Here is an 11,989-nt window from a genome sequence, read left to right on the forward strand (position 1 = left end):
AATTATTTAAATATTATATTGATTCAATTTCATTTAATTATGAAAATATTAAGATCCGGAGGATTGATATAAAATGGATTAAGAATTTAAATAAAGTTATAATAGTGTTTTTATTTTTAATATTTTTATCTATTTCAGCTGTTTCAGCACAAGACAATGCAACATCTGAAATAGATTTAAGTGAAAATACTACAATTTTAGAAGTTGAAGATAATGATAAATTAAATGTTGAAATGAACAAAAGCGATTTAAAAGGATCTACTTCAACATTTACTGATTTGCAAAACATAATCAACAAAGCACCTATTGGTGGTACAATAACTCTAACTAAAGACTATACATATGTATTTGGAGATAATGCGATAATAATTAATAAACCTTTAACTATTGATGGTAAAAACCATGTACTTAACGGAAGATTAGCTACACGAATATTCTGGATAGGTGACAATCAAGTCACATTAAAAAATATAAGATTCATAAATGCTAATAATACTCAAACAGATTGGGGTGGTGCCATTGACTGGTTTGGAGATAATGTTAATTTAGAAAATTGTTACTTTGAAAATAACCACGCACGTAAACTTGGTGGTGCTATTTACTTACATGGAACACACGGCAATATAAAAAACTGCACTTTTAACAATAACCATGCAGAAAAGGGTGGTGCTGTTTATTGGAATGGTAATAATGGTAAATTAAGTGCTTGTTCTTTTAATAATAATCATGCAGATGGGTATGGTGGTGCTGTTGATTGGTATGGTGATAATGGTTTTTTAAGTGCTTGTTCTTTTGTTAATAACCATGCTAAATGGGATGGTGGTGCTGTTTCTTGGTATGGGGTTAATGATAAGGTAATGAATTGTTCTTTTGTTAATAACCATGCAGAGTATGGTGGTGGTGCTGTTTATTGGCATGGTGCTAATGGTTTTTTAAGTGCTTGTTCTTTTGTTAATAATCATGCATATAATAGGGGTGGTGCTGTTTATTGGTGGGGTGCTAATGGTACTTTAAAGGATTGTTCTTTTATTAATAACCATGCAGATGCTGGTGGTGCTGTTTGTTGGGATATTGGAGCTAATGGTTTTTTAAGTGCTTGTTCTTTTGTTAATAACCATGCAGATGTTGGTGGTGCTGTTTGGTGGACTGGTGCTAATGGTTTTTTAAGTGCTTGTTCTTTTGTTAATAATCATGCAGATGCTGATGGTGGTGCTGTTGATTGGTATGGTGATAATGGTTTTTTAAGTGCTTGTTCTTTTGTTAATAATCATGCAGATGTTGGTGGTGCTGTTGATTGGGCTGGTGATAATGGTAAATTAAGTGGTTGTTCTTTTGTTAATAACCATGCTAAAAAATTTAAAGGTAATGCTATTTACTGGTATAATCCAGGTGATATATTTGCTTGTACTTTTAGTGTATTTCGTCCTAAAAATACAAACACTGTTACTGTTAATAACTTAATTTACTACAAAAATAATAATTACAATGTTAATTACTATGAAAATGGTAATAAAATCCTTAATAGTGGGATAAATAAGAATATTACTTTTTTTAATTTAAACAGTGGAAAACACACTATTAAAATTTGATTTATAAAAAAGACGGTAATGATTTGACTAATGATTTAATTATTACTGGTGATTCTTATTTAAATTCTAATAATGTGTATATGTTTTATAATGATGGGACAAAATATAAGGTAAAATTAACAGACTACCAAGGAAAACCTTTAATTTATAAAAATCTTCAAATCACAATCAAAAATAAAAAATACAACCTAAAAACAGACAAATATGGCTATGCTACTATACTTCTCAAACAAAAACCTGGACAATACTCAATAATAGCTAAATTCAATGGAGATAAAGATTATGGTCCAAGCACATTTAAATCCATGGTAAAAATCTTAAAATCCCCAATAACAAAAAATAAAAACATGAATATTTATTTCATGGGTGGAACATTTAAAGTACAAATAATACATGCAAATGGTAAAAATGTAGGCGCTGGAAAAACAGTAAAATTCACAATATCAGGAAAAACATACAGTAAAAAAACAGACAAAAATGGATATGCAAGCCTAAAAATCACACAAAAACCAAAAACACACACTATAACCACAAAATACACCAAATTCATCACAAAAAATAAAATCACAATCCAACCACTACTAACAGCAAAAAACATCATAAAGAAAAAAACAAAAACAACAAAATTCCAGGCCAAACTAGTAAACACAAAAGGAAAACCACAAGCAAAAAAGAAAATAACATTTAAATTCAAAGGAAAAAAATACAAAAAATTAACAAACAAAAAAGGAATAGCCACACTAAAAATCAAAAACCTAAAAAAAGGCAAATACAACATCTACACACAATACACCAAATCAAAAATAAAAAACACAATAACAATCAAATAAAAAAAAAGATAAGGAACCACCAATACTTCCTTATTTTAACCTTTTTTTAGTTTTGAATAATTCAACTGAAAACATTCAGTATTAACAGAAAGAGATTGTTACTTATGGGGGAAATAAGTTTTTAAGCATAGAAGCGGGGTCGGGTGTAGGCAAAACCCGTGTTTTAATTGAAAAAGTTAATTATATGGTAAATGAGTTAGGGGGTGGATCCTAAATCATTGCTAATTGTCACTTTTTCAACTAAAGCTGCAGATGAACTTCGAGAGAGATTGTCTGAAGGTGATTTGTTAAAAAGTGATGTTCAAAAGATGCATATATCAACTATTCACTCTTTTTGCGAAAAGATACTTGAAGAAAATGGTCATGTTGGTTTAAATATCATTTCAGACGATGCCGGTGAGAAAAACTTGTTGTTCATTGGAAAGCATATGGAAGAGCTTGGATTTGTTAAAGAATGTTACATGTCAAGTAGCAACATCAAATATATTGCCAATAAATATAAATGAATATTGCTCTTTCAGTGTTGACACAGATAAGTTAATTGATTATATCACAGAAAATAGGCCAGTCAGCGAGGGATATGTCCACTTTTGTCCGTGAGCGAATGGAATTAAATGATGGAGAATATCCTCATGATGAAGTTCGAAAAAATGATGAGTTTAAAGAGTCCAAGTATAATGCACAATACATCTGCAAATCGCCAAATCCTATCCGATTTATGAAAAATATCTTAAAGCGCGAAAAAGCAATTGACTTTGCACATCTACAAAAGGATGCATTAGAAATTGTCAAAAAAGATGGATTTAAAACACAGTTCACCAACATACTAATTGATGAGTTTCAAGATACAGATCCTATGCAGATGGAATTGTTTGAGTATCTGATGAAACAAGCAAAATCATTTACAGTAGTAGGTGACATTAATCAAAGCATATATGGATTTAGAGGTTCAAACATTAATCCATTTACATATTTAGCTAAATATCATAAAGATAAATTCGAGTTTAAAAGCCTGACCACTAATTATCGCTCCACTCATGAAATCATCGATGTGTCTGAAGATTTCATTAAACATCAAAGACCAGTTGAATCCGCACTTGGAAAGGCTCAATGTGGTCGTGATGTAAAATAATCATGTTTATTATTCTTTAAATAACTATGATGCTAAAAATAAATCGACTAAAGAATCATCAATTGATAGTGAAGCTGAAAACATTGTAAATATCATTAAATATTTGATTGAAAATGAAAAAATCAATAGATTGTCCGATATTGGCATTCTATTTCGTTCTCTTTCAAAAAGTACCTCACGATGTATCGGACCATTGCTTGAAAAATTAGAAGCGGAAAATATTAAATTTCAGGTCAATAACAATGATTTAATCAGTCAGGATGAAATTAAGTCAATTTTAACACTCTTTCACCATCTGGTTTCAGATGATGATCCTCACAGTCACAGGTTTAATAGATGGGAAAAAGACTGGCTGAATTTAAAGGCATATGCCAATCAGATCTTGTTCAATTTATCTGATGAGACAAAAGAGATACTGATTAGCTTGCAGAATAAATTTGAAGAGGATGTTGTCAGGGCTGAAAATTATTTTTGGCTAAAAGACCATAATAAAGGAGGTAAAAAATCCTTCAAAACAGTATTTGCCCGTGATGAGGAAATGCTCATTTAAAATATTTAATAGTGTTACAAGGCCGGTTTTAACAAACGATAACCTAATTGAATATGGTATTGAAAATGAAGATGATTTGGAATTCTTTAGAAAATTAAATGAATTTAAAGACTCATTGTACTCTGAGGATGTTAAATTCTACGACAGGTCAACAGTTTCTGAGGTTTATTTAAAACTATTAACTGATGTTACCGGTTATTTGTCTGAAGATTTAATCTTAAGTGATGAAGGAGATATTATAATTAACAACCTCTCAAAAATTACAGGTTCTCTTCAAACATTTGTTGACGTTAAGTTCAACCGGGACATTAGAGGTGCATTTTGGTTTGTATATAGAACCATTGAAGAATGGTCTGTTTTACAAACCCCTGCCGAATCTACCGCATTTTGGTTTGTATATAGAACCATTGAAGGACATTCGGCTTATTCTGATGAAAGTGATGCCATTCAAATAATGACTGTCCATCAGTCAAAAGGATTAGAATTCCCGGTTGTTATTATTCCCTCTCTTGAAAAAAGACAATTTCCCAATGAAATATATCGATCCAAATCCAGATAATGGATGGATTTTTGGCCAGCCCGTTTATTACACTCCTGATGACTGTTTAAATTATCCCAAATTTGATAAGGAATTCGGGCCTGAACTGTCTCATAATATGGAAGAGGAAAGAGTTATTTATGTTGCAATGACTCGTGCAGAGGATACATTAATATTGTCTTCATTAGTGGAGGATATGAACCAGTCAAATCAAATCGCAATTGAACAAAGTGAATTTGAAAGACTTCCAAAAGGTCCGGACTGCATAGAAAAATGCAATTAATGAAAACTTAAATAAATGCAAATTAATTGACCCTGAAGATATGGACATCAATGTGGTGTATTGCAGGAAGGATGAAGAGGATGATGAATACTGTGTTGATTTAAGCTTCACTGCTTTGGAAAATTATAATAATTGTCCATTTAGATATAAAACTAGCTAACGGAGTTAATTTCACCATATCATTGAAAAACAGGAGATTGATGATGGGATTTTTGCCCACTATACACTTGAAGTTATCAACAAAAAAATAATTAATAATGGCAATGTCTTTATTGGTGAGGATGAGGTTGTTAAAACAATAGAGGAATTATTTGAAAATTCAAATGATGAGTTAAAAGAAGAGGATCCTGTTGGGTATGAAAAACAACTTAACGAAATAATCGGCAACATTTATTCATTATTATAAAAATTACGGTAAAAATATAAAAATACTTGATAGTGAATATCCCTTCTATTTAAAAGACAGAAACTATGCCCTTAATGGAGTCATTGATTTAATCTATGAAATTGATGGTAAATTGGGCATTATTGATTATAAGAATACTCGCTTAGAGGCCAAATACAAAGATAAATTTAAAAAGCAACTTCATTTATATGTATTGGCATTAAGGGACCAAAATCATGAATATGAAGGTAAGGAAATTAGCGAACTTAAAGTTTACACTATTATAATTACTAACCAAACTTTGTTATTATTATAGATGACTGACAAATTATAAAATATGTCTGGAAAATCTAAAATTGATGTTTTTAATAAAATGACTAAAACCGCATTAGATGAGGAAATCAGCAATTATGTGGCTTATCATAGGTATTATCAAAGATTGATTGCTGTTAAAATTGTTAGTGAAGGCAATACAATAACTGATGCTGCGAATATTCTAGGAAAATCATATCAAACAGTTCACAGATGGATTAAAACATGTGAATCTGAAGGATTGGAAGGTTTAAAACCTTCTTTTGGTGGTGGAAGGCCATCAAAATTAACTTATGATCAACTAATTGAATTAGACAAAATCATTGAAAAAACACCAAATATGTCAATGAAAGATGTACATCTTCTTGTTAATGAAAAATTTAATGTAGATTACAGTTTAAAACAAATAGGAAAAATTGTAAAGAAATTAGGATACAATTACAGCAAAGCATATCCTAAATTTTCAAAATCCCCTGAAGATGCTGAAGAACAGTTAAAAAAAACTTTTAGAAGAACATAACGTAACAACACGATATTATAGTCTTATTTGATGAAGCATCATTCCAAAATGAACCCTACACTCAAAAATCACTATATAAAAAAGGAACCAAACACACACAAACTGTAAATCCATACAAATTCAAAATCAACGCCATTGGATCACTAACAATAAATGGAAATTCGACCATCACAATCACAAATTCATCAACAGCACCAGAAATTGCAATAGCACTTCTAGAATTAAGAATAGCAAATACAAACAACAAAAATACAGTAAAAATATTAAATAAAATAATATTCGATGTTAATCTAACTGATGAAGATATAGATAAAATATTAATGAAAAACAACAAAGATAATGAAGTTTTCGCAGCAAAAATTTTAAAAACATTAGAAAAATATAAGGACAATACCACCTCAACAATCGCTAGAATCATTGGAAAACACTGCAATAGAGAATCACTCAACAATGTGAAAAAAAGAAGAGAAATAAGACGAAAAATAAACTTTAAATCTGTTACAAAAAGAAGACATTAATAACAAAAATGCAAACCGAACAAAGAATATGTTTAATTCTAGATAATTATAGCGTCCACAAGTCTGCATTCATCAAAAAATAGCATTACATCTTATTGAATTAATATACCTCCCACCATACTCTCCTCACTTAAATCCAATTGAACAAATATGGAGACAAATAAAAAGAAAAATAAAACATTATTATCTTGAATCAAAAGAATTTCTGCGAGATTTAACAATAGAAACGTATAATGAATCGATTTCTGAAACAAAAGTTCATGACAAATGGCTCGAAACATTTATACCAAAAATTTGGTAATTAACTATAATGTGAAAAATCTAATCGATTTAATATGATCATGTTACATCTTCTTTGAGAAAGAATATAATCCATATAATCTTTCTAAGTCATTTTTCTTTCCCTAATGAATCTATTGGCTTCGGCAATATATTTTTTTGACACAAAACAATCAAAAACTTACTTTAAAAAGTTCCATGATGAATCTATAAAAAGTACATCACCTCACCTCAAATTAACTTAAAAACCTTAATCATAATATTAATATTTGTAGCTAATAAACTATGATTGATTATTAAAATTAACTATAAGTTAATTAAAACTATTTAATAAAGTATCAGAATAAGTAAATGTGGAATCAATTAAAATTAAGAACAAAAAAAGAAGAAAAAACCTTAAGTTTCTAGGAATGTAATTTTGGTTCTTTCAAAAACTTGTGTGATTTAAATATCTTCAAGTTTTTTATTAAAAACTTTTTCTTAATATTTGGAGTTATTTTTATAATTTAAAGCTAATTAATCCGTTATTTTGAAAAATTTAAATGAATAGATTAATCGAAAAAATTAATTATCATACAAGTTTTTGAAAGTGCCTTAATTTTAAAAACCATATCCTTCAGTTTCAAATGTCTTTGCAACATCTTTTAAAACTTCAGGGATGTCGATTTGTTGTGGGCATTCTTCAACACACATTTCGCACTCAACACAATCAGAAGCTATTCCAACATCAGGAAGTTTTGAATAATTTAAATAAGCATTACCTGCTTGTGACCAACCTTCATTGCCCAGGAGTTTATCTTTATTGTACAAATCAAAAATTTTTGCAATATCAATCTCTTCGGGGCATGCATCAATGCAATATCTGCATTTTGTACAGTCAACAGTAATGTTGCTGTTAATTATTTCAGAAACTTCTTTAAGAATTTCAAGTTCCTCATCATTTAAGGGGTCTGCATTTTTGATTTCTGAAATATTATTCTCAAGTTGTTCCAAATTACTTGTACCCGTGAATATGACCTTAATATCTTCAAGATTAGCTACAAATCTCATGGCCCATGAAATTACTGATTTATCAGGATTATAATCCTTCATTATTATTTTGGCTTCTTTAGGAACATCTGCTAAAAATCCGCTTTATATGGTTCCATAATCATGATTTCTTTATTATATTTTCTTGCAACTTCCCAACATTTTTTTGATTCAATTGCTTCATCTTCCCAGTCGATATAGTTGATTTGAAGCAATACAAATTCAATTTCAGGATGTTCGACTAAAATGCCTTCCAAAAATTCAGCATCCCCATGGGTGGACAATCCAATATGTTTAATGTATCCCTCTTCTTTTTTCCTTTGAATGAATGAATATAAATCAACATTTTTCCAAGCGGTTTCTGTATAACCACTTACATTATGAAGCAGATAATAGTCAAAATAATCAACACCGCAATTTTTAAGCTGCTCTACAAATAATGGTTCTAATTGAGATTCCTTTGTAATTACAAATAAGGGCAATTTAGTTGATAACATAAAGGAATCACGAGGATATCTCTCAACTACTGATTTTCTAAAAGCTTCTTCCCCAACGCCTTCATGATAAACATATGCAGTATCAAAAAAGTTGAATCCGCTTTCCATGTAAGAATCTACCATTTTATTTACTTGCTCATAATCAATACTTTTAAAGTCATTTTCATCTAAAAGGGGAAGTCTCATCATCCCCAAACCTAATTCTACCATAATTTACTCTCCATCCCCTATCTTATAATTTATTTTAAACCACTGCCCATTTTTAAAATTGGAATATTAGTAACCAACTACCTCCAACAATCATTGCAGAAGATAACGGGAAACATATAAATAGATTTTTATAAATCCAAAATATAAATACCCATTGAAATATAATGTGAGAAATAAATTACAAAACTAAATGAAATTGACATTGCAATATTTTCCAATAGGTTGCTCTTTCAGGTTTAAATGTCATGAAATCATTTTTACATCTTCATATTTAAATTCATGATTTTGAATATACACTCCCTAAAAAGCCCGAACTGGAGAGAAATTAAATATCCATCTAAAATAAAATTTTATTTTTTCAGTAGCAAAAAATCAACTGCATATAAAAAATATAAACAAATTGCAACAACAAAAGATATTTTGAACCAAAAATCGCAATATTCCTGAATAAAACTGTTTTAATACCGAATTAATAAATAAACACCCAACAATGACCGGATAATTCTGACAAATCCTATAACCAAATATTATTTCAAAACAATAGTTTAAAATTCAATGAAAAAAAGATAATGTGAATTAATCTTCTAATAAGATTATATTATTAGGATCTACTTTTAAATACTTAGGAATTTCAAATTCATGATCATGAATCTGTTTATCACATTTCCACCACAGACCATTAGTTAAAATTATTTCCCATTCAAAAGGCATTTCTAATTTTTTCGCATTTTTGGTATCAAACACATTAACATCATCTTTCTCAGCAGGAGAAAAATCATGTGCCCTTATTCCAATATGAGTAATATTAGGTGAAATCTTTTCAGATACTTCAAATACCACTCCCCAATCTAAAGTTTCGAGATGATACTCATCAATAACTTCAATTTTAGAAATATTTTTACAGCCGGTTAGTCTAGCAACCTGAACTTTTCCCGGATTTTCAAATAATTCATGAGTATCTCCTTTCGCTATAATTTTGCCTTTATCCAATATTAAAAGTTCATCACAAAACTGGAACACCTCATCACGATCATGAGTAACCAGAATAGAAAATCCATCAAAGTCCCTTAGTAAATTAACAAGTTCAATACGTAATTGTTCCTTTAAGAAAGTATCCATAGCACTGAATGGTTCATCAAGCAATATAACATCAGGATTATAAGCCAATATGCGAGCTAAAGCTACTCTTTGCTGTTGACCTCCGGACAATTGTCGAGGATATCTTTTTTCTAATCCTTCTAAATGAAAACGCTTAATCATTTCAGATACAATGTTGATATCATCATCCTTAGATAAACCGGCAGCCACGTTTTCTTCAACAGTCATATTTGGAAATAAAGCATAATTCTGAAAGAGATAACCTACATTTCTTTTTTGAGGTTTTAAATTAATTTTTTTATTAGAATCAAAATAAACAGTTTCTTCATTGGAATCTAAACTTACAACACCATTATCCGGATTAAAGATGCCTGCAATAAATTTAAGTGTCATACTTTTACCACAACCAGAAGGACCTAGAATACCTAAACACCCCTGTTTCAATTCAAAATCAACATCCAAATCAAATTCTTTAAGTTTTTTTTGAATATTCACTTTTAATTTATTGCCCATAATCCTTCACCAGTAATACTCTAAAATATATTTTTAATTGTCTCTAATTAATAAATTACTTCCATCGTTTTTCCTTACGTATAGAAATAAAATCCATAATAAAAATAGCTATAAATGATATAATAACAATGAATATTACGTAATTAAAAGCATCTCCCATATTACCTGCAGCTACTTCAGAATAAACTGCCATAGGTAGAGTTCTAGTTTGTCCAGCAATATTACCTGCAAGCATAGCTGTAGCACCGAATTCACCTAAACCCCTAGCATAAGAAAGAATTCCACCACTAATAATTCCAGGAAATGCATTTGCAAATAAAATTTTCCAGAAAATTTTCCACTCCGACATGCCTAATGTACGGCCAGCATCTAATAAGTTGGAATCCACCTGTTCAAATGCGCCACGAGCAGAACGATACATTAAAGGAAAAGACATGACTACTGCGGCAATAACAGTTGCAGGCCATGAAAAAGCTATTTTGACAGCGAAAAAATCTATAAAAAACATGCCTATAGGTCCCCTAACCCCAAAAATATACAATAAAAAGAACCCTACTACAGTAGGAGGCAACACGATTGGAAGTGTGAAAATACCATCAAGTACAATTTTTATTGTGTCATTTTTAATTTTAACAATGCCCCAAGCAACAATCAAACCTATGAAAAAGGTTATCAAAATTGATAAACTTGCGGTTTTCATTGAAATAAAGATAGGGGACCAATCAGTCATGCCATTATCACCTTTAATATTCTTAATTATTCAAAAAAAGAATAATCAATGTTTGAGTTTATTCATGAATTGTGAATCCATATTTAACAAATACATCTTTAGCTTCTTTAGTTTGTAAGAACTCGACAAATTTGTTTGCGGCATCTGCATTTTTTGAATCTTTAAGTACTGCTACAGGATAAATAACAGAAGTGTTTAAAGAATTTTCAGGAGCTTCACAAACTACTTCAACATCATCAGTGGATTTGGCATCAGTAGAATATACGATACCGCATTCTGCAGATCCTTGGGCTACCTGATTTAACACAGCAGTTACATCAGTGCCTAAAGATAATTTAGATTCAACATTATCCCATAGTCCAAGGTTGGTTAATGCCTCTTTAGCATATTGTCCCGCAGGTACTGATTCAGGATCGCCAATAGCAATAGTGCCATTAATATCTTTTAAATCATCAAATGAGGAAATATTAGCATTTGAGTCTTTAGGTACAATTAAAACAACTTTATTTTCTAAAAATTGAACATTAGTATCATTATCAATTAATCCTTCATCAACTAAAGCATCCATCTGTTTATTAGCAGCAGACATGAATACATCTGCTTCTAAACCATTTTCAATTTGAGATTGCAAATCCCCACTTGAAGCATAAGTTGGAGTGATTTTTACACCAGGATATTTCTCTTCAAACATAGGAATTAAATCTTTATCATATGCATTTTTTAAACTAGCAGCTGCAGCCAAATTAACTTCCTGTCCATTTAGTTCAGTGCTAGCCGCATCACTACTTCCAAACCAGCCCGCAGCATAGGCACCTACACCAATGACTACCACCAAAGCTATAATAACAATAATTAACCATTTATTCATAGATTTCATGTTATTCTCCTCTTCAAATAATTTATACTCTCAGTATCAAATACATAATCAAAGATTAATGAAAAGACAGTGAAAAATGAATAATTTTATTCATCCATA

Annotated in this window: 16 protein-coding genes and 1 pseudogene; 11 read left to right on the forward strand and 6 right to left on the reverse strand. The window is 30.2% G+C overall.

Annotated elements, in window-relative coordinates:
• Positions 1–104: 104 nt before the first annotated feature.
• The 9 genes and pseudogenes from Q9969_RS09800 (at position 105) to Q9969_RS09840 (ending at position 6,139) form a co-directional block, all read left to right on the forward strand.
• Entirely contained in the window at positions 105–1,589 is a 1,485-nt protein-coding gene (locus Q9969_RS09800; RefSeq protein ID WP_305557280.1) for a hypothetical protein, read from the forward strand.
• Positions 1,586–2,419, forward strand: a complete 834-nt coding sequence (locus tag Q9969_RS09805; RefSeq protein WP_305557283.1) for a hypothetical protein — start codon at positions 1,586–1,588, stop codon at positions 2,417–2,419. The genes Q9969_RS09800 and Q9969_RS09805 overlap by 4 nt, the downstream gene beginning before the upstream one ends.
• Before the next feature lie 203 nt (positions 2,420–2,622).
• A complete protein-coding gene (locus Q9969_RS09810) occupies positions 2,623–2,925 on the forward strand; it encodes a UvrD-helicase domain-containing protein (protein WP_305557286.1) in 303 nt (100 codons plus the stop codon).
• A 74-nt stretch (positions 2,926–2,999) separates the two neighbouring features.
• Positions 3,000–3,551, forward strand: coding sequence for a UvrD-helicase domain-containing protein (locus tag Q9969_RS09815; RefSeq protein WP_305557289.1), 552 nt, complete (start codon positions 3,000–3,002; stop codon positions 3,549–3,551).
• Positions 3,552–3,603: 52 nt separating this feature from the next.
• Positions 3,604–4,101: pseudogene (locus tag Q9969_RS09820) on the forward strand (3'-5' exonuclease); the annotation flags it as partial.
• On the forward strand, positions 4,082–4,660 hold the full coding sequence (locus Q9969_RS09825) for a 3'-5' exonuclease (protein ID WP_305557292.1): 579 nt from the start codon (positions 4,082–4,084) through the stop codon (positions 4,658–4,660). The pseudogene Q9969_RS09820 and the gene Q9969_RS09825, both read left to right, overlap by 20 nt.
• Positions 4,632–4,922, forward strand: a complete 291-nt coding sequence (locus Q9969_RS09830; RefSeq protein ID WP_305557295.1) for a hypothetical protein — start codon at positions 4,632–4,634, stop codon at positions 4,920–4,922. Before Q9969_RS09825 ends, Q9969_RS09830 begins: the two co-directional genes overlap by 29 nt.
• 428 nt (positions 4,923–5,350) lie before the next feature.
• Entirely contained in the window at positions 5,351–5,623 is a 273-nt protein-coding gene (locus tag Q9969_RS09835) for a PD-(D/E)XK nuclease family protein (RefSeq protein WP_305557326.1), read from the forward strand.
• Between the two features lie 21 nt (positions 5,624–5,644).
• Positions 5,645–6,139 carry a helix-turn-helix domain-containing protein gene (locus Q9969_RS09840; RefSeq protein WP_305557298.1) on the forward strand — a complete coding sequence of 165 codons (495 nt, stop codon included), beginning with the start codon at positions 5,645–5,647 and terminating at the stop codon, positions 6,137–6,139.
• Positions 6,140–6,200: 61 nt separating this feature from the next.
• On the opposite strand, the gene Q9969_RS09845 is transcribed toward Q9969_RS09840, so the two are convergent.
• A complete protein-coding gene (locus tag Q9969_RS09845) occupies positions 6,201–6,386 on the reverse strand; it encodes a hypothetical protein (RefSeq protein ID WP_305556707.1) in 186 nt (61 codons plus the stop codon).
• A 73-nt stretch (positions 6,387–6,459) separates the two neighbouring features.
• Here Q9969_RS09845 and Q9969_RS09850 point away from each other — a divergent pair, with 73 nt between their 5' ends.
• Positions 6,460–6,657, forward strand: a complete 198-nt coding sequence (locus tag Q9969_RS09850; RefSeq protein ID WP_305557301.1) for a hypothetical protein — start codon at positions 6,460–6,462, stop codon at positions 6,655–6,657.
• A gap of 94 nt (positions 6,658–6,751) precedes the next feature.
• A complete protein-coding gene (locus Q9969_RS09855; protein WP_305515709.1) occupies positions 6,752–6,958 on the forward strand; it encodes a transposase in 207 nt (68 codons plus the stop codon).
• 578 nt (positions 6,959–7,536) lie between these two features.
• Here the strand turns inward: Q9969_RS09855 and Q9969_RS09860 are convergent.
• From Q9969_RS09860 to modA, 5 genes are all read right to left on the reverse strand, one after another.
• A complete protein-coding gene (locus Q9969_RS09860; protein ID WP_305557304.1) occupies positions 7,537–8,028 on the reverse strand; it encodes a 4Fe-4S dicluster domain-containing protein in 492 nt (163 codons plus the stop codon).
• Between the two features lie 29 nt (positions 8,029–8,057).
• Positions 8,058–8,672, reverse strand: coding sequence for an aldo/keto reductase (locus Q9969_RS09865; RefSeq protein ID WP_305557307.1), 615 nt, complete (start codon positions 8,670–8,672; stop codon positions 8,058–8,060).
• Between the two features lie 576 nt (positions 8,673–9,248).
• A complete protein-coding gene (locus tag Q9969_RS09870) occupies positions 9,249–10,283 on the reverse strand; it encodes an ATP-binding cassette domain-containing protein (protein WP_305515764.1) in 1,035 nt (344 codons plus the stop codon).
• Between the two features lie 55 nt (positions 10,284–10,338).
• Positions 10,339–11,013 carry a molybdate ABC transporter permease subunit gene (gene modB / locus Q9969_RS09875; RefSeq protein WP_305515767.1) on the reverse strand — a complete coding sequence of 225 codons (675 nt, stop codon included), beginning with the start codon at positions 11,011–11,013 and terminating at the stop codon, positions 10,339–10,341.
• A gap of 58 nt (positions 11,014–11,071) precedes the next feature.
• Positions 11,072–11,890 carry a molybdate ABC transporter substrate-binding protein gene (modA, locus tag Q9969_RS09880; RefSeq protein WP_305557310.1) on the reverse strand — a complete coding sequence of 273 codons (819 nt, stop codon included), beginning with the start codon at positions 11,888–11,890 and terminating at the stop codon, positions 11,072–11,074.
• Positions 11,891–11,989 lie beyond the last annotated feature (99 nt).

Origin of the sequence: Methanobrevibacter sp. V74 (genome assembly GCF_963082495.1) — an archaeon.
Lineage (GTDB): Archaea > Methanobacteriota > Methanobacteria > Methanobacteriales > Methanobacteriaceae > Methanocatella.